17 protein-coding genes are annotated in these 19,044 nt (G+C 37.5%); 11 read left to right on the forward strand and 6 right to left on the reverse strand.

All coding sequences use genetic code 11. The annotated features are described in order from the left end of the window. Positions 1 to 196: 196 nt before the first annotated feature. Complete coding sequence (locus tag M2419_RS01805; protein WP_075993311.1) at positions 197 to 622, reverse strand: cold-shock protein; 426 nt, start codon at positions 620 to 622, stop codon at positions 197 to 199. A gap of 370 nt (positions 623 to 992) precedes the next feature. Between M2419_RS01805 and M2419_RS01810 the strand changes: the two genes are divergently transcribed. Next, complete coding sequence (locus tag M2419_RS01810; protein WP_153846387.1) at positions 993 to 1,274, forward strand: GNAT family N-acetyltransferase; 282 nt, start codon at positions 993 to 995, stop codon at positions 1,272 to 1,274. Between the two features lie 53 nt (positions 1,275 to 1,327). On the opposite strand, the gene leuS is transcribed toward M2419_RS01810, so the two are convergent. Then, on the reverse strand, positions 1,328 to 4,111 hold the full coding sequence (leuS, locus tag M2419_RS01815; protein WP_182331257.1) for a leucine--tRNA ligase: 2,784 nt from the start codon (positions 4,109 to 4,111) through the stop codon (positions 1,328 to 1,330). A gap of 218 nt (positions 4,112 to 4,329) precedes the next feature. Between leuS and M2419_RS01820 the strand changes: the two genes are divergently transcribed. The 5 genes from M2419_RS01820 to M2419_RS01840 are packed head-to-tail and all read left to right on the forward strand — an operon-like array spanning position 4,330 to position 8,031. After that, positions 4,330 to 5,208, forward strand: coding sequence for an ABC transporter permease (locus M2419_RS01820; protein WP_159731000.1), 879 nt, complete (start codon positions 4,330 to 4,332; stop codon positions 5,206 to 5,208). Positions 5,209 to 5,212: 4 nt separating this feature from the next. Beyond that, complete coding sequence (locus M2419_RS01825) at positions 5,213 to 5,452, forward strand: DUF3098 domain-containing protein (RefSeq protein WP_153846390.1); 240 nt, start codon at positions 5,213 to 5,215, stop codon at positions 5,450 to 5,452. A gap of 22 nt (positions 5,453 to 5,474) precedes the next feature. Further along, positions 5,475 to 6,269: an undecaprenyl-diphosphate phosphatase gene (locus M2419_RS01830; protein ID WP_153846391.1), complete on the forward strand. Its 795-nt coding sequence runs from the start codon at positions 5,475 to 5,477 to the stop codon at positions 6,267 to 6,269. Between the two features lie 9 nt (positions 6,270 to 6,278). Beyond that, positions 6,279 to 7,001: a tRNA pseudouridine(55) synthase TruB gene (gene truB, locus M2419_RS01835; protein WP_153846392.1), complete on the forward strand. Its 723-nt coding sequence runs from the start codon at positions 6,279 to 6,281 to the stop codon at positions 6,999 to 7,001. Positions 7,002 to 7,056: 55 nt separating this feature from the next. Then, positions 7,057 to 8,031 (forward strand): bifunctional riboflavin kinase/FAD synthetase, encoded by a 975-nt coding sequence (locus M2419_RS01840; protein ID WP_075993316.1) that lies wholly within the window; start codon positions 7,057 to 7,059, stop codon positions 8,029 to 8,031. 89 nt (positions 8,032 to 8,120) lie between these two features. On the opposite strand, the gene aroQ is transcribed toward M2419_RS01840, so the two are convergent. Both aroQ and M2419_RS01850 read right to left on the reverse strand, forming a co-directional pair. Beyond that, positions 8,121 to 8,540, reverse strand: coding sequence for a type II 3-dehydroquinate dehydratase (gene aroQ / locus M2419_RS01845; protein ID WP_153846393.1), 420 nt, complete (start codon positions 8,538 to 8,540; stop codon positions 8,121 to 8,123). A 277-nt stretch (positions 8,541 to 8,817) separates the two neighbouring features. Continuing rightward, entirely contained in the window at positions 8,818 to 10,491 is a 1,674-nt protein-coding gene (locus M2419_RS01850; protein ID WP_259254120.1) for a gliding motility protein RemB, read from the reverse strand. A gap of 195 nt (positions 10,492 to 10,686) precedes the next feature. Between M2419_RS01850 and M2419_RS01855 the strand changes: the two genes are divergently transcribed. The 4 genes from M2419_RS01855 (at position 10,687) to M2419_RS01870 (ending at position 14,704) form a co-directional block, all read left to right on the forward strand. Then, positions 10,687 to 12,102, forward strand: a complete 1,416-nt coding sequence (locus M2419_RS01855; RefSeq protein ID WP_153846394.1) for a glycoside hydrolase family 125 protein — start codon at positions 10,687 to 10,689, stop codon at positions 12,100 to 12,102. Positions 12,103 to 12,155: 53 nt separating this feature from the next. Beyond that, the gene (murI, locus tag M2419_RS01860; protein ID WP_153846395.1) at positions 12,156 to 12,980 is read left to right on the forward strand and encodes a glutamate racemase; all 825 of its coding nucleotides are present in this window, start codon (positions 12,156 to 12,158) and stop codon (positions 12,978 to 12,980) included. A gap of 70 nt (positions 12,981 to 13,050) precedes the next feature. Further along, complete coding sequence (locus M2419_RS01865) at positions 13,051 to 13,296, forward strand: hypothetical protein (protein WP_075993320.1); 246 nt, start codon at positions 13,051 to 13,053, stop codon at positions 13,294 to 13,296. Between the two features lie 154 nt (positions 13,297 to 13,450). Further along, entirely contained in the window at positions 13,451 to 14,704 is a 1,254-nt protein-coding gene (locus M2419_RS01870) for a PQQ-dependent sugar dehydrogenase (RefSeq protein WP_259254124.1), read from the forward strand. A gap of 604 nt (positions 14,705 to 15,308) precedes the next feature. Here the strand turns inward: M2419_RS01870 and rlmH are convergent. Further along, a complete protein-coding gene (rlmH, locus tag M2419_RS01875; RefSeq protein ID WP_159731006.1) occupies positions 15,309 to 15,782 on the reverse strand; it encodes a 23S rRNA (pseudouridine(1915)-N(3))-methyltransferase RlmH in 474 nt (157 codons plus the stop codon). 475 nt (positions 15,783 to 16,257) lie between these two features. Here rlmH and M2419_RS01880 point away from each other — a divergent pair, with 475 nt between their 5' ends. Then, positions 16,258 to 17,151, forward strand: a complete 894-nt coding sequence (locus M2419_RS01880; protein ID WP_259254125.1) for a DUF3078 domain-containing protein — start codon at positions 16,258 to 16,260, stop codon at positions 17,149 to 17,151. 128 nt (positions 17,152 to 17,279) lie between these two features. Here M2419_RS01880 and dnaB read toward each other — a convergent pair whose 3' ends face one another. Next, positions 17,280 to 18,890, reverse strand: coding sequence for a replicative DNA helicase (gene dnaB, locus M2419_RS01885; protein ID WP_370445164.1), 1,611 nt, complete (start codon positions 18,888 to 18,890; stop codon positions 17,280 to 17,282). Positions 18,891 to 19,044: the final 154 nt, after the last annotated feature.

Below are 19,044 nucleotides of genomic sequence, written 5' to 3' on the forward strand. Positions count from 1 at the left end.
TTTTCGCTATCAAGAGAGCGATTAATGAAAGCGATTTAAAAGCTAAAACTGCAGGAAGCCTCTCTTTTAAAGAATGCCATTAGCGGGAAAGCAGGCATTCAGATAAATGTAAAAAACCTTTGTTTGACTCCAAATACCCTGACATCAAACAAAAGGCCTTATAATCATCAATACTCGATTAAGAGTACTTTTTTAGCTAATACTCGATCAAGACTTCAGTGACTTGAGCACCTTGTTTAGCACTTTTAAATTTAAACTTCACTTTCTGATTCAGGTTCAATTTCTGTCCAGCAAGACGGTCATTGAAATAAATAGATTGCTGAGTTTCGTTGTCTCTAATAAACCCATAGTTGGAGTCGTTATTGTAATGGACAACTTTTCCGAAGGAATACTCGTCATGATGATTTGAGGCCATGCTTGGACTCTCCCCTTCTTTCAATTTTATCGCAGGTCTGTCTGAAATATTCCCATGTTCATCAACATAAGCAAACAGTTCTTCCAAAGATTTCCCCTTGTCGTTGTTTGTTTTGTTGAATTCTTTTTTCTCAATTTTTTGTTGTTTTTTGAGTAGTTTCTTTTTTTCTCGTTCTTTTTTGTTAAATGTAATTTGGCTTTTGCTCATTCAATATGGATTAAAATAAATGTTCCCGAGGAGGTTACGGACCTTTAGAGCTTCGTTGAAAAGATAAAAATGCGATGTGTTCTAAGGAGATAATTGCAAAGGTACAAAAAATTCTTTAAAAAAAGGGATGTTGAACGATCCTGCACCAAGTGATTTTAACCTGGAACCGATTCGTTTCTTTGATTTTAAACACCCATGTCCAGTTCATAAGTTATTGTCTAAACCTAGTCGCGTGCAATGGGGCTGATAACAGTCAGTCACCTGAAGCTTACCGATCTTTCAACCTTTTAAACAAGATGTATTCCGATCACAAAATTGAAAAATTCCATAAAACAAAAAGATCATTTGGACGTTATTTTTATAAAAAACTATGGAAATAAGAAACATCGAAAGGGACGAAAGAGGCAATTTTATTGCAGAAGTTGAAAATAATGAAGCCGGAATTTTAGAGTATACCTGGCAAAGCGATCATGAGTTTTCCATTGATCATACAGAAGTCTACGACGAGTATCAGGGAATGAGTGTGGGAAAAAAATTGGTACTGGAGGCTGTTGACTATGCCCGAAAAAATGACGCCAAAATTATCCCAAACTGTCCCTATGCGAAAGCTATCTTCGATAAAACAATAGCTTTTCAAGATGTATTGGCATAAAAAAGCCGTTTTATCCTGTCGATAAAACGGCTTTTTATACTGTATGGAGTGGGTTAAATCACAATATTGATTATTTTTCCTTTGACAAAAATAATCTTTTTGATCGCCTTCCCATCTAAATGCCGTTGTACATCAGCATGTGCTCTAATCGTATCTTCTACAGCTTTTTGATCTAAATCAAGCGCTAATGATAGATTGAATTTCATCTTACCATTGAAAGATACCGGATAAGCAAATTCAGATTCAACTAAATATTCTGGTTTAAACACAGGATATGAAGCGTAAGAAAGTGTACCAGCTTCTTTACCCAATAGCGCCCACAACTCTTCCGTAATATGTGGCGCATACGGTTGAAGAGTGACAACTAATTGCTCCAATATTTGTCGTTTATTGCATTTCAAGTCCGTCAACTCATTGACGCAGATCATGAAGGCTGAAACTGAAGTATTGAATGAAAAACGCTCAATATCATCTTCTACCTTTTTGATAATTTTATGTAAGGCTTTAAACTCTGCTTTGGATGGATCTTCATCGGAAACACTGAAATTACCCTCAGCATCGTGGAACAGTCGCCATAATTTACGTAAGAACTTATAAACCCCTTCAATACCATTTGTATTCCAAGGCTTAGCCTGCTCCAAAGGTCCCAAAAACATTTCGTATAGACGCAATGTATCTGCTCCATAAGATTCGATAATATCGTCAGGATTGACCACATTGAATTTGGATTTAGACATTTTCTCCACCTCACTACCGCAGATATACTTACCATTTTCCAATACAAATTCAGCATTTGCAAAATCCGGTCTGAAGTTTTTGAATTTTTCCAAATCCAATAGATCATTATGAACAATATTCACGTCTACATGTAAAGGAATAGTTTTGTATTCATTTTTTAATCCATAAGACACAAATTGATTTGTACCTCTCCCTTCGTCATCAAGTACACGATACACAAAATTAGAGCGCCCTTGAATCATGCCTTGATTAATCAATTTGCGGAATGGTTCTTCTTCATTTTGGTAACCCAAATCTTTTAAGAATTTGTTCCAAAAACGCGAATATAATAAGTGCCCTGTAGCATGCTCAGAACCACCGATATATAAATCTACTGCTTTCCAATAATCTACAGCCTCTTTAGATGCAAAATTGCCTTCATTTTTTGGATCCATATATCTAAACCAATACCATGAAGAGCCTGCCCATCCCGGCATCGTGCTCAGTTCATACTCATATTGATCTTCATATTTCCAATCTTTGGCCCTTCCTAAAGGAGGTTCACCTGATTCCGTTGGTAAATATTTATCAACTTCGGGCAATAAGAGAGGTAATTCTTCTTCTTTAATTAAATAAGGTAACCCATTTTTAAAGTAGACAGGAACTGGCTCACCCCAATAACGCTGACGCCCAAAAATAGCATCACGCATACGGAAGTTTATTTTCGCTTTACCTAATTTCAATTCTTCCAATTTAGTAATCAAAGCAGGAACCGCTTCTTGGTAAGTCATACCGTTGATAAAATCGGAATTGATGTATTTTCCTTCTTTATTTGGATCAGCTTCTTCTTCAATATTTTGGGTATCCGAAATAGGAATAATAGGAAGAGTGAAATGTTTAGCGAATAAATAGTCACGTTGATCGCCACTAGGAACCGCCATAACAGCCCCTGTTCCATAACCAGCAAGTACATAATCTGCGATCCAAATCTGTACATCTTGTCCAGAAATTGGATGTTTAGCGTAAGAACCTGTAAAAGCACCTGAGACTGTTTTTGTATCGGCCATACGATCTAACTCAGACTTTTTCGAAGTTTTCTCGATATAGGCATCTACTTCAGCTTGCTGCTCAGGGGTGGTCAATGCTATAACCAATTCATGTTCTGGCGCCAAAACGACAAATGAAACACCATATATAGTATCTACACGTGTCGTAAACACTTCAATTGCTGTATCGAATTGTGGTACTGGAAATTTCACGGAAGCACCCACCGATTTTCCGATCCAGTTACGCTGCATTTCAACCAAAGGTTCTGGCCAATCAATTGTATCCAAACCTTTCAATAAACGATCCGCATAAGCAGTAATACGCATAGACCACTGCATCATCTTCTTTTGCTCTACAGGATAACCACCGCGTTCAGAGACACCGTTGATTACCTCGTCATTAGCTAATACTGTACCTAAAGCAGCACACCAGTTTACTGTACTTTCACGCAAATAAGCAATCCGATATTTCAACAATTCCCGTTGTTGTTTTTCTTCATCAAAAGATTTCCACTCGTCAGCGCTGAATTCCATGACATCTTCATCTGAAACTGCTGAAATGCCAGTTGAACCGCTTGCAACAAACATCGCGATTAATGTTTCGATCGGTTCAGCTTTATCTGATTCCTTATTATACCAAGAATCAAACAATCTCATAAAAATCCACTGTGTCCATTTGTAATACGACGGATCAGAAGTACGTACTTCTCTACTCCAATCATAAGAGAACCCAATGTTATCCATTTGCTCACGATACCGATTGATATTTACCTCAGTCGTCACTGCAGGATGCTGACCAGTTTGAATGGCATATTGCTCTGCAGGAAGTCCAAAAGAATCATATCCCATCGGATGCAATACATTGAAACCTTTCAAACGTTTATATCTTGAAAAGATGTCCGAAGCAATATATCCCAGCGGGTGACCAACGTGCAGACCCGCTCCGGAAGGATAAGGAAACATATCCAATACATAGTATTTTGGCTTTTGATGCGTATCGGACGTTTTATACGTTTGATGATCCGCCCAAAACTTCTGCCACTTTTTCTCTAATGATTTGTGATTATACTCCATTTTTATTCGTAAGGAATTTTTATGACTTGCGAAATTACGATTTTAATACTGAAATGTGATAAAAGTTTTGTAGTTTGAACAATAAATTATAGTATTGAAAAGTTAATTAAACATAGGAAGAAAACAGCGTTCGAATTGATTTTTATCAAAGTAATTATAAGATTAATTCGAAATCTTCCACTCAAATAGTTACTTTCGCAAATAAATTTTTGCTTATTATGTCAGAATACGAATTAAGCACACAAAAAAGAAAAACAAAATCTGTATACGTATCTACGGTTATCAGTATCGCTCTCGTGTTGCTGGTAACAGGTATGTTGGGATTACTCTTGGTGCACGCTAAAAATCTTTCGAAATACGTTAAGGAAAATATCGTCTTAAATGTCATCGTAAATGATGGTACAAGCGAAGGTGATGTCCTTTCTCTACAAAAAGACCTTGAAAAAGATCCCTACGTGCTTCGCACCGAATATATTAGTAAGGAATTGGCTGCAAAAAACTTGAAAGAAGATCTTGGTGAAGATTTCGTACAATATCTGGGGCATAACCCACTATTGCCTTCTTTGGATGTTTACATGAAAGAGAATTATGCCAATACAGATAGCATTAAAACTTTTATTGAAAAGATCTCCAAAAACAATAAAATTAAAGAAGTTGTATACCAAGAATCATTAATTGACATGATCAACAAAAACGTACGCATCATTGGAATGATTGTTCTGGCTTTTGCGGTTATCCTATTGATTATCGCCGTAGCTTTAATCAACAATACGATACGTCTTGCGATCTATTCACAACGTTTCTTAATCAAAAGTATGCAATTGATTGGGGCTACTAAAAACTTTATTCGTAAACCATTTATAACGTATGGTATCATTCATGGTTTACTGGGATCTTTGATCGCGATTTTACTCCTCATTTTAACGCTAAAATTTGCACAGCAGCAAATACCAGAGCTGGTCTTTTTACGCAACTGGTTCGAATTTGCGGTGATCTTTTTAGGCGTAATCTTGATTGGAATTCTCATTTCGGGACTTAGCACCTATTTCGCGGTAACAAAATATTTAAAGGCACAATCTAACGATTTATATAGATAAAAAAATGGCTCAAATAAAGAAATCTACTGAATCAGTCAACAAAGGTTCATTTGTATTCTCCAAAGTAAACTACCAACTGTTTATAGCTAGCTTAATTGTTGTAATCATTGGCTTTACATTGATGTCTGGTGAAACTGATATCTATAGTTTTACCAAGATTACGTTGGCCCCTATTGTTGTTGTTCTCGGGTTTGCGCTAGGGTTCGCTGCAATTCTATACCGCCCCAAAAACAAATCCAACTAAAGTATAATCTTATTTCAAACAGATGTCTATTATTGAAGCTATCATCCTTGCTATCATCGAAGGATTAACGGAGTTTTTGCCTGTGTCTTCGACAGGCCATATGATTATTGCTACTGCCTTAATGGGTATTCAACCATCGGCATTTGTTAAATTATTTACGATTGTCATCCAGTTAGGAACGATATTATCCGTTCTGGTACTATACTACAAACGTTTTTTCAAAACGCTATCATTTTACTACAAATTGGTCATTGCAGCTATTCCAGCCTCTATATTGGGCTTGCTATTCAACGATTATATTGATGCATTATTAGAGAGTCCCTTAATGGTCGCAGTTATGTTGGTGGTCGGTGGCGTAGTTTTACTTTTCGTCGACAAATGGTTTAACAAACCAACAGTAGAAGATTCGGACAATGTTTCTTACAAACAAGCTTTTATGATCGGTGTATATCAATGTCTTGCATTGATCCCGGGTACATCAAGATCCGCAAGTACGATCATTGGAGGTATGGCCGAAAAGCTAACACGTAAAGCAGCAGCCGAATTTTCCTTTTTCCTTGCGTTACCAATGATGTTTGGCGCTTCTGCGGTAAAACTTTTGAAATTTTTTAAAGAGGGAAACACCTTCACGGGAGAAGAACTCAATTTACTTATTATAGGAAATCTAATTGGTTTCGTTGTTGCGATCGTTGCTATTAAGTCTTTTATTGGCTTTTTAACCAAATATGGTTTTAAAGCTTTTGGTTGGTACCGAATCATCGTGGGTGTTATCATTCTTACCCTCCTACTTTCGGGTCATAGTTTACAAATTATCTAAAATCTTTGGATGGAAAATATAGAGGTTAGTGAAAACTCAGCAAAGTTCAATTTTGCTGAAGGAGAAATGTTGTTGATCGATAAACCTTTAACATGGACAAGTTTTGACGTTGTTGGCAAAGTTAGAAACTCAATCAAACCGTTAAAATTAAAAGTCGGTCATGCAGGAACTTTAGATCCACTTGCGACCGGTCTACTCATTGTGTGCACCGGCAAACTCACAAAGAAAATAGACAGCTACCAAGCCGAAGACAAAGAATATACAGGTTCGATCACCTTAGGAGCGACAACGCCATCTTATGATCTGGAAACAGAAATTGACCAAACCTTTTCAATCGATCATATCACAGAGGAAATGATCTTCGAAGCAGCAAAATCCTTTGAGGGTGAAATTCAGCAATTTCCTCCAGCCCATTCAGCCATAAAAATTAATGGTGAACGCGTCTATGAAAAGGCCCGTCGTGGCGAAGAGGTGGAAATAAAATCCCGCCAGGTGCGCATCAATAGCTTTCTTATTGAAAAGATCGAGCTCCCCAACGTGTATTTCCGTATATCCTGTTCAAAAGGAACCTACATCAGATCATTGGCCTACGATTTTGGAAAATTCTTACAGAGTGGATCACATCTGAGTTCTTTGAGACGCACCAAAAGTGGCGATTATAGGGTAGAAAATGCTTGGAATCTTGAACAACTTATCGCTGAAATAAAACGTCATAAAGAAATCATTAAATAACTTTACCATCCCATTTTATTGATTCTTTATCTTATTTTTGCAAAAACTCCTATAAATGAAAATCTACAGAAGTTTAGATGATTTCTCACCAGTTGAAAATGCAGTTGTAACCATCGGTACTTTCGATGGTGTTCATATTGGCCATCAAAAAATATTGGCTCACTTAAAGGAAGCAGCTCATAAAATTAATGGTGAGACAATTTTGCTTACTTTTTTTCCACATCCACGATTGATTATCAATCCAGATGATGATAGTTTACGCCTAATCAACGATATCGAAGAAAAGGTCAGTCAATTAAGCAAAGTGGGAATTGACCACTTAATTATCATTCCTTTTTCCCGTGATTTTTCAAATCAGACTCCGGAAGAATATATTAGTAATGTTCTTGTAGGCAAATTGGGTACAAAAAAGATTGTGATAGGCTATGATCACCATTTTGGAAAAGATCGAAAGGGTACTATGGGCGATTTAGAGCAGTTTGCATCTATATTTGACTACAGTGTTGACGAAATTCCAGAGCAGGATATCAATGATATTGCAGTATCCTCCACACGAGTACGTGAAGCGCTTATAAAGGGCGATATAAGAACGGCTAATCTCTATTTAGGTTATCCTTTCGAATTAACGGGAACTGTTATTAGAGGCGACCAAATTGGGCGTACAATCGGATTTCCGACAGCAAACCTGCAGGTTCACGAACCCCATAAACTAATACCAGCCTATGGTATTTATGCTGTTGAGGTATACATCTATAATCATATCCAAAACATCACTACGGGCGAGTATAAAGAGGAAAATCCGGTTTCAATTGCGAAAGGTATGGGCTATATAGGGACCAGACCCACTGTTGATGGAATGAATCGTGCGATTGAAATCAGCCTATTCGATTTCGATCAGGATATTTATGGCAAGACACTACGTGTCAAGTTCCTTCATTTTATCCGACATGATGAACGGTTTGACTCGCTTGAAGAAATGAAAGCTCAGATCAAAGCAGACGAAGTCGAAATCAGAAGTCTTATTGGTTAGAACAAGTCTGTTAGCTATAAAATAAAAAAGCGGGAATTCCCGCTTTTTTATTTTATAGCTATTTTTTCTCTTCCTTGCAAAAGAAGATATTATTTAATAAACGCCTGGATACCCAATCTGTAGCTATCCAGTCCAAAACCACAGATCACCCCTTTACAATTCTTTGCCAGGAACGAATGATGGCGAAATTCCTCTCTTTGATGGACATTGCTTATGTGAACTTCAATAACGGGTGTTGTAACTGCCGCAATTGCATCTCCAATAGCAACAGATGTATGCGTATACGCTCCAGCATTCAACACAATTCCATCAAATTCAAAACCAACTTCGTGAATCTTATCGATTAACCCTCCTTCTGAATTGCTTTGAAAATAGTGTAATTGCACCGTTTCAAACTGTTGTTTAAGCTCTTCAAAATAGCTAAGGAAATCCTGGCTACCATAAATTGATTTCTCTCTTACACCCAACAAATTCAAATTTGGGCCATTCAGTATGAGGATTTTTTTCATCGGAATATAATTATTTTTGTGCATGCCCATTGGATAAATGACCTAACTCATGCAATTATTCAGTTTAAATCGACCTTTTTAAAGTCATGACAAATCATAAGTAGGGATCGCCAACCATCGGATATTTTATTCTGGCTGTATCAAAGTTGTCTTCCCTATCTTGTCAATTTGTCGTGAGACCTCGTTTTAAAAACAAACTATATTGGTTTTTACAGCGTTTATGGCCAAATCAATATAGTTTGTCTTATTTCTAGTATAGATCAGTTTATAAAAATTTCTATAAATCGTTATAAATTGCTCGGAAACTTGAGCGAAGTCCAAATGACACAACACCAGACTTATTGACGACAGGTGTTTCGTATTGTGCTTTTGCGTAACGTTGGGTATAACCGAGTTCTAAGCGAAGGTTATACTTCGGGTTGAGCACATAAGCTGCCTTCGCATCCGCATAATAGATATTGTTCTTTATTCCTTGCGCTATATGATTTCCGTACATATTCGGTATTGTATTGTAGGACTGAAAGATGTCCCCCCCCATATTACTACCATCAGGGAGATCCAGCCCATTTTGGGTGAACATACCCTGTAACGAAAAGTCCCATCTATCCCAAGCATAGTTCACAATCCCAACGAGCTCTCTAAAGTTTGCCCCTTTCGGATGAGCCAATGGTTCGGCATTGTTGCTATAGTTTGAATACGATTTAAAGTGTGCGTAAGTATATGGTCTTGCCGTATTATACTCGGCAAGAAAGTTCAAGTTCTTAACACCAAATACATCATATCCCCTTACACCAAGTTGTGCGCCCCATTTGTTATGCGCATAGCCGTTACCTGCGAAGAATTCTTTTGCTGTAAATTCACCCAACAAAAACTGTCCATACGCAGTAAATCTATAAGGTAATTTATATTTGGAGGTCAATCCTAAAAACATTTTATCGGGTGAAGTACGATTATTACTTTCAACAGGCCGGATAAAGATAATTGGACTAATATAACTAAAATCAAAACCTCTTTTACCAGCTTCATCTTGAGCAGCCCAAACGACAGATTGAAAAAAGCCTATCGATAATTTATTGGTCACATTCCAATCCAAATATTGGAATGCCCCCCATTTTTTTCCGTCTCCTAAACGTGTATTATTCTGCCCTTCCATCGGAGTTGTACCCGTCAAATCCTGTCTAGGATGCGTCGGATCATTCATATAGGCCCAGATCGAAGTATATTGAACATTCCCTATGGTCCCGGTCAATTTCAGATGCGCATAATTTGAGGAAAAGTCCGATAAAAGCATCGATCGATAGCCATCCCCGATAAAGTTTTTGTCGTAAGCCAAAGTTGCCTGGATATACTTATGGGCATCATAAGTCATACTAGCTGTCGCATACATCCAGTCCATTTTATTCTTGGACTGAAATTTGGTGTTTCCTTGACCCGGAATAACTTTATGCGCAACAATATAATCATCTAAATATTTAGGAAAGACAGCTTGACTTTCAAATGCGGAAGTATTAAATGTAAATTTGTTTCCTACATTCAATCCCACCTGAAATCCTCTACCGTTCATCCATGTACGGCGCTTGTCGCCCTGCATGTCCTTTCCAATATAAAGATCCGGTAGAAAATCAGCATAAAATGTGTAATCGTCTTTCTCAACCTGCACAAGATGTTCATTAAAAATTTTGCGCATAAACCAATTGGACGAGGAAACGGGTTTATTGGATTGTATTGAATCAAACTTGGCTAACAATAAAGAGTCTTTAATGACGAATGGTTTAGCAGAAGTATGCATCCTCGTTTCAGTAGAATAAACCGCATCGTTCATTTTTTGATAAAAATGATACGAATAAGGCTGACTCTTAATCTGGGCAAAACCTCCGAAGGAAATACCTACTCCCATGCCTGCCAGCACAATTCGGAGTAAATTATTATTTTTTGTTATATTAAGCCTCATAAAATTATTTCAAAGATTATTTTTTCTAGCAAAATGCATTCCTAAACGCAAATTAACCGAATAAAATTGACTTTATTCATATGTTCAGTCAATTTTATCATGCTAAATCGTATTTGCTGTTCCTTTTATTCAAAAATATTTATATCTTGCATTTCAGTAAATAACCTTAAATCATAAAAAATAGCCCTAATAAGCATGAAACGCAGAACATTTATCCAAAACGCAACCCTGTTAACCGCAGGTGCACTTACAAGCAAATTTTCATTCGCTCAAGAACATTCTTTTCCCACTGTTCGGACATCTAAAGAGAAAAGACTTTTCTCGAGCAAGGTAATCGAAGATGCAATTGTAGAATTTCAGAAAAATGTTAAAAATAAGGAACTGGCTTGGTTATTTAACAACTGCTTTCCTAATACCTTAGATACTACCGTATTTCCCTATGTCCAAAACGGAAGGAATTACACGTATGTGATTACAGGAGATATCGATGCGATGTGGTTACGCGACAGTAGTGCGCAGGTATGGCCGTACCTCCCTTTTATGAAAAAGGACAAAAAACTACAAGATCTTATTGTTGGCTTAATTCAAAAACAGAGCAAATGCATCAATATTGATCCCTATGCCAATGCATTTTATAACGATCCAACAAAGAAAGGCGAATGGTTCAGTGACCACACAAACATGAAACCTGGAATTCATGAACGAAAATGGGAAATCGATTCATTGTGTTATCCAATTCGATTAGCTTATCATTATTGGAAGGAAACGAGTGACAGTAGCCCATTTAATGATGAATGGTTGGAAGCTCAACATAAAATATATCAGACTTTCGTTGAGCAACAACGTAAAGATAGCCTAGGCCCATATAAATTTGAACGAACAACCTCCAGGGGCTCCGATACATTACAGGTAGATGGCTATGGATATCCTGTAAATCCAGTTGGTTTGATCTGCTCTAGTTTTCGACCTTCGGACGATTCTACAATTTTCTCATTTCTTATTCCATCCAATTTATTTGCGATTGTTAGTCTGAGGCAGTCTGCCGAAATTTTGAAAAAGGTTAAAAATGAACATGAACTCGCTGCAAAAATGGAAGCGCTTGCCAATGAGGTCGAAGCAGCAGTCAATAAATATGGTATCATCGACCACCCGACATTGGGCCGGATATATGCTTTTGAGGTAGACGGTTTTTCGAGCCATCTTATGATGGATGACGCGAATATTCCTAGTTTGTTGGCTCTACCTTATTTAGGAGCTGTAGATCTAAATAACGAAGTTTATCAACGTACGCGTAACTTTGTTTTGTCTGATAAAAATCCATTCTTTTTTAAGGGAACAGCAGCAGAAGGCATTGGTGGACCTCACATAGGAAGAGATATGATCTGGCCGATGTCCATTATTATGCGGGCGCAGACCTCAACAAATGATGATGAGATTCGTAATTGTATTAAAACCCTGGTCAATACACATGGTGGAACCGGATTTATGCATGAGTCTTTTCATAAAAACGATCCTAAAAAATTCACAAGACATTGGTTTGCTTGGACAAATACATTATTTGGCGAATTAATTTGGAAAATATACAAAGAGAAACCATCTTTGCTTCAATAAATCTGAAACTTGTAACACAATGTTATAAGTGAAGGTGCTTATAACATTGTGTTATGGATAATTTAACAACACCCGGTCCTATTGGTATTTTTGATTCTGGTTATGGAGGACTCTCCGTATTTAAAGAAATTCAACAACTTTTACCTCAATACGATTATATCTATTTAGGCGATAACGCCCGTGTTCCATACGGTACAAGATCCTTTGAGACCGTTTATAATTACACCAAACAATGTGTTTTTAAATTATTTGACCTGGGCTGTAATCTCGTTATTCTGGCATGTAATACGGCTTCTGCAAAAGCATTAAGGACTATTCAACAACATGATCTTCCCCCTGGAAAGAAAGTCCTTGGCGTCATCAGACCCACGACCGAAATCGTACACAATTTTACGAAAACTAACAAGATCGGTATTTTAGCCACTACAGGAACGGTAAAATCTGAATCCTATAAAATAGAAATACACAAATTCAATCCAGAAATTGAGGTTTTTCAGCACGACTGCCCTTTTTGGGTCCCTTTGGTAGAAAACAACGAAATCAATACCGAGGGCGCTCATTACTTTGTAGAAAAAGATTTACGGGAACTTTTACAGCAATCCGATCAGATCGACACCATCGTGCTTGCCTGTACCCACTATCCGCTATTGCTGCCCGTAATCAAAAAATATACACCAAGTAATATAAAGATCATCTCCCAGGGACCTATTGTTGCCAATAGCTTAAAAGAATATCTAGGTAGACACCAGGAAATTGAAACACTTTGTTCTCAAAATGGCCAACTGGCCTTTTATACAACAGATGATCCGAGAGACTTTGAAAGTAAAGCAAAAATATTTTTTGGACAGCCGATAGCCGCAAGCCATATCAGTGTTTAAGAAATAAAAGGCAATAATTTTTAAAACTTTTACTTCCCAATTTTCGTTATTCTGATAAAAGGCGAGTAAAATGAAAAAGAACTTTATAACCATTGCTTATAATCAGGATACACAGCATTGCGAATCCAAAGAGTTTTCAAACATACAGGAAAGTGCAGATTATTTTAAGACTTTCGAGACCTCTGCACAACCCAACTACGTTCCCGTATGTATTTACAATTTAAATACAAACACAATTCTAGATATAAGTGATTATTATATAAACAATGATATTGAGCTCCATCGAATCGTAAGAAACTGCCTGGCGGGAAAATAACTCCTATAATACTTAAAAACAAATTAGCTGGCTAGCATTCCCCTTTCTTATTAGTATGAGTTATATATTTATATTATTACATTCTGAAAAATAATATTTCATTAATTTTTAATATCTTCAAGCAGATAATCAGACCAAAAACAAGTCACAGATAATGAAAACCAAACTGACAATAAGCCTCTTAACAGTATCTTTAGGATTAACTGCATGTAATTCCAACCATGCGAATTCAAATTCAAGTTCGGATAGCAGTGCAAATTCTGCAACTGACACAACAAGTTATCCTCCGGTAGAAACACAAAAGGCAAACACAAGTTATAAACCAGCATTTGCTGGACAAACCAGAATTAAAGGTGCAAAGACGAGCACGCCGTTCGAAGGTAAAGTAATTGCCGAGGGATTAAAATCTCCTTGGGGTATAACTGCTTTACCCGATGGCCGATTATTAATCTCAGAAAAAGAAGGTGATTTTCGTATTGCAACGGCAGACGGCAAATTAAGTGAACCAATTAAAGGTTTACCTCAAGTCAATAGCAGTGGACAAGGCGGGCTTTTGGGACTACGTCTTGATCCAAAATTCGAGTCAAACCGTATGATATATTGGGTTTTCTCTGATAATACCGCTGCTGGAACTTTGACGGCTGTTGCGAAAGGAAAACTGTCAGCCGATGAGAAATCGATAGAAGGTGCTAAAGTTATCTATCAGGCTACTCCTGCTCATAAAGGGAACTTGCATTATGGTGGACGAATTATCTTTGATAAAGAAGGTAACATTATTTTGAGTACAGGTGAAAGATCTGATTTGGTCACAAGACCATTGGCACAAGATCTGAATGCAGCATTGGGCAAGATCCTACGTATTACCACTGATGGACAGCCTGCCCCTGGGAATCCATTTATAGCCAAGGCAAATGCACGTCCGGAAATTTACAGTTATGGACATCGTAATCCACAGGGACTTGCCTTACATCCTGAAACTGGCGATCTTTGGGAAACCGAATTTGGTCCACGGGGCGGCGACGAGTTGAACAGAATTGAAGCAGGCAAGAATTATGGATGGCCAACGATTACGTATGGTATAGAATATAAAGGAGATAAGGTTGGTGCGGGCATCCAACAAAAAGACGGTCTGGAACAACCCGTCTATTATTGGGATCCTGTTCTCTCGCCTAGTGGAATTACATTCTATACCGGACAGAATATTCCAGAATGGAAGAATAATCTTTTTATTTGCGGTCTAAGCAGTATGCACATTGCCAGAATTATACTGAAGGACAACAAAGTGGTTGGAGAAGAACGTCTACTAGGTAGTGAAGGGCAACGATTTAGAGATATCACGCAAGGAAAAGATGGTGCGCTTTACGCAATCACAGATATCGGTAAATTATATAAAATTGATAAAAAATAAATACTTCGATTCGACGCAGCCCCTCTCATGGGCTGCGTTTTATGTTGACCTAGTCCTAAAAAACACACTTTCAACTATTTTTTATTGACCTTATTTGCTATATTTCTTTTCGAACATGACAAGCACTATAGTTTGGCTCGATTATTGATAAATTATTAGCGAATCAATAAATTATTATATGGTAAAAAAAGAAAAAATGAAAAAACTATTAGAAATTAATCCCTTGTCATTCTACATGACCAACTGGGGATTCGTAAACAACACCGCCCCAAAAAGAACGCGCAAAACCTGCCAACCTTCTCCCAAAAATTAAGCGTTCTTGCTTAAACAATTCAATTAAAATTTATTAAAATCATCTGCTGATATCCTCCATACGGATATTAAGTAAGAGATTTATTTCTTTTACTAGATCCGTATGGAAGGGCATTAAGCTATGCGAAAAAAAATGCCAATGCGATTACGATTATAATACAAGCAATCATAATGTATTTATTCAATTGGCTATTTTTCTCTCCTTCGTCACTTTTATAGTGATAATCTCGTTTGTTGGGCAAATTCATAAGCTTGTTTTTATTCATGATGAAGTTACGGACTTTTTTCCATATTATTCGTGATGATAAGGCTCCCCTTTCATGATAGAAAAAGCACGATAGAGCTGCTCTGTAAAAAACAAACGAATCATTTGATGCGAAAATGTCATCTTGGACAACGAAATTTTTGACTTCGCCCGATCATAAATTTTTTGGTCAAACCCATAGGGACCACCAATAATAAAGACCATATGCTGAACACTTTGTACCATCATTTTTTCCAGATAAGCAGAAAACTCCAAGGAACGAAACTCTTTTCCATGTTCATCCAGCAAAACGACTAAATCTTGAGGCTGTAATTGTTTCAAAATCAGCAGAGCCTCCTTATCTTTCTGCTGCTCAGCAGAAAGATTCTTCACATTTTTGATGTCTGGAATGACCACAATACTGAAATTTACATAAAACTTTAACCGTTTAATATACTTGTCAATACCCTCAATCAGGTACTTGTCATCTGTTTTACCTATACAAAGTAGCGTTATTTTCATCGAAACATTTTGTTAGTTTTGCTATGAATAGCTCAATAGAAGCCGCCTTTCACGATCCAAAACAATAAATATCCGCTAGCTTCCAGTTGGTGTGAAAAGCTTTCCACGAACTTTTACCAAAAGCTGATACGCTAATAAATCGGGAATGCTTCCAAAGTGAACAAAGTTCTGATTTTATTTAAAATAAACACAATCAAAAAGACAAAAAAACATTAATCCCATTTATTCGTTTAGTTATAAAATATTTATTTTCTCGTACACGCTCAAAACATCACGTTGAAAATGGATAATAACCTCGTTTTAAGAGCATCGATCAGATCAAATTTGTTGTATATAACGATAGGAACGAAATATATTTCAACAAATCCAATACGCAGCTATAAAACCACTGCGTTAGTTGTCTAATAAGATAGAAAGCTGTACGTGCTCATTTGGATCACAATAATATGGAAATGCAAACAAATTAAGTATACACATGAAAATAATAAAATCAATCATTCTTATTGCTCTTGGCTTATTAGCACATGAAACCTACGCTCAGACAACCGCGGTAGACAGCACGAAAACCTGGATTATCAAAGGAGAAAACACCTTTTTGATCAACCAAAGTTCATTTTCTAATTGGGCTGCTGGTGGGGTGAATTCATTCTCCGGCAACCTAACTCTTAATTACGACTTCAATTACAAGAAAGGCAAATGGTCATGGGACAACAAGGTCCTTGCGGCTTATGGGCTAACCTTTCAAAAAGAGTCGGACTGGCGCAAAAATGATGACCGATTAGTTTTAAATAGCTTGTTGGGACATCAGGCATATCAATATTGGCTTTATACCTTTTTTCTAAACTTTAACACACAATTTGCCGATGGTTATGACTACACAGCTTCACCAAAAAAAAGGATATCCAGGTTTTTAGCTCCGGCATACCTGAGCTTCGGTCCGGGTTTTGCGTATAAACGATCGGACAACCTCAGATTTAATCTTTCACCTGCGGCTGTGCGGTTTGTATTCGTAAGTGATACGCTCCTTTCCACACGATATGGACTAAATCCGAACAGCAAGTCCCGCACTGAATTCGGCGCGTCATTTGACGCTTATTATAAAGTAAATCTAATGGAGAACATTTCATTTGAAAATATACTAAAACTCTATTCAAACTATTTAGATAAACCTCAAAATGTAGATATTGACTATACGGCCAATCTTTTTATGAAGGTAAACAAGTTTATTACAGTAAACGCAGGTGTACAGATGATCTACGATGACAATACGGCTATTCCGATTATTAAAGATAATGTTGAAGTTGGAAAGAGAAATTCTGCCCTACAAATTAGGCAAATTGTCGGTGCAGGCGTGACATACAAATTTTAAAGGAAAAAAAATGGCATGAACAAGCTCGCATAAGAAACATAAATTACGAAGGCGCCGTAAACGAAAAAACCGAATTTAAATCATTCGGTTTTTTCTATTATTTAGGAATACTTATGTAAAATTAATCTCTAAAATGGGGCATCATCGGGCATATCGTTCATTCGAGACGGCATAGTAATACCACCACTGAAGCCCCCAGCACTAAAATCATCAGCAAAGTTTGGCGACGGATTCAATGCCGAAGCAGAAAATGTAGCCGGCGCATCACCGAATCCATCTCCGCCACCCATACCCGAAAACTCATCTTCTAAATCCACAAACTTCACAAATTTACCCACAAAGCGAAGTGGAACAATTCCGGTCTCACCATTACGGTGTTTTGCAATAATAACCTCACCGACACCGGCAGTAGGACGCCCCTCTTCATCTTCTGTCAAACCATAATATTCGGGTCTATATAAGAAAAGAACCATATCCGCATCCTGCTCAATAGAACCAGACTCCCGTAAATCAGACAACATAGGACGCTTACTGTTTCCTGGCCTTGACTCTACTGCACGACTCAACTGCGACAATGCAAGCACTGGAATATTTAACTCTTTGGCGACAGATTTCAAAGCCCGGGAAATACTACCGATCTCTTGTTCACGGTTCCCCCCACCTTTACCGTCTGCTTTTCCATGCATTAACTGCAAGTAATCGACGATGACCATTTGGATATCGTATTGTGCCTTTAAGCGCCTGCATTTAGCTCTAAATTCGAACACGTTCAACGCCGGCGTATCATCAATAATAATAGGTGCATCAGTTAAACGACCAATTCTCGAATGCAATTGTTGCCATTCATGATCAGCAAGATTTCCTTTTTTCAATTTCTCTTGCTCAATTTCTGTTTCACCAGCGATTAGACGATTGACAAGCTGAACAGATGACATCTCCAGCGAGAATACGGCAACTGCTTTACCGTGTTCCACTGCAGCATTACGTGCAACAGAAAGTACGAATGCCGTCTTTCCCATCGCTGGACGTGCTGCAATAATAACAAGATCGGAAGGCTGCCAACCTGATGTCATACGATCCAATGCCGTTAAGCCAGAAGGCACACCTGTCAGACCGTCTGTACGGTCACGCAGCATCTCAAGATTAGAAATCGCCTCACGCATAATATCGTCCATCTTTCTTGAATCTCTTCGCAAGTTATTCTGCGCAATATCAAACAAGCTTTTCTCGGCATGATCCAACAGATCGAAGATATCTGACGTTTCATCGTATGAGCTATTAATAATTTCAGTAGAAACTTTGATAAGCTCACGTTGGATGTATTTCTGCGAAATAATACGTGCATGATACTCAATATTAGCTGCCGAAACCACGCGATCTGTCAATTGCGTAATATAATAGGCACCGCCGACCATTTCAAGAGCCCCCATCCGTCTAAGTTCCGAGGTAACGGTTAATATATCAATTGGGGAAGTTTTTTGAAAAAGACCAAAAATTGCTTCAAAGATCTTTTGATGTGATTCCTTATAGAACGATTCCGGTTTTAAAATATCAATAATTTCACTCAGCGCATTCTTTTCAAGCATCAAAGCTCCCAAAACAGCCTCCTCAAGATCTACTGCCTGCGGCGGAAGTTTACCCAAACCACTCACCAAATTATTTAATTTGGTACGACGTTCGCCATAATTACCCCGTTTGTTATTATCCGTGTTATTCGCTTCAAAATTACTGTCGTTCATCATGATATTATATCAGAAATATAGCTTTGCTATCCTTATAAATTTTAGATAGGATAACAAATGTATAAAAAATAAAATTCACCACCATGCGGAGTTACACACAGAGAAATTCAACGATCACACCCGAAACCTCAAAAAGCTTTGAAGGACACAG

Origin of the sequence: Sphingobacterium sp. BIGb0116 (assembly GCF_024808035.1) — a bacterium.
Classification (GTDB): Bacteria; Bacteroidota; Bacteroidia; order Sphingobacteriales; family Sphingobacteriaceae; genus Sphingobacterium; species Sphingobacterium paramultivorum.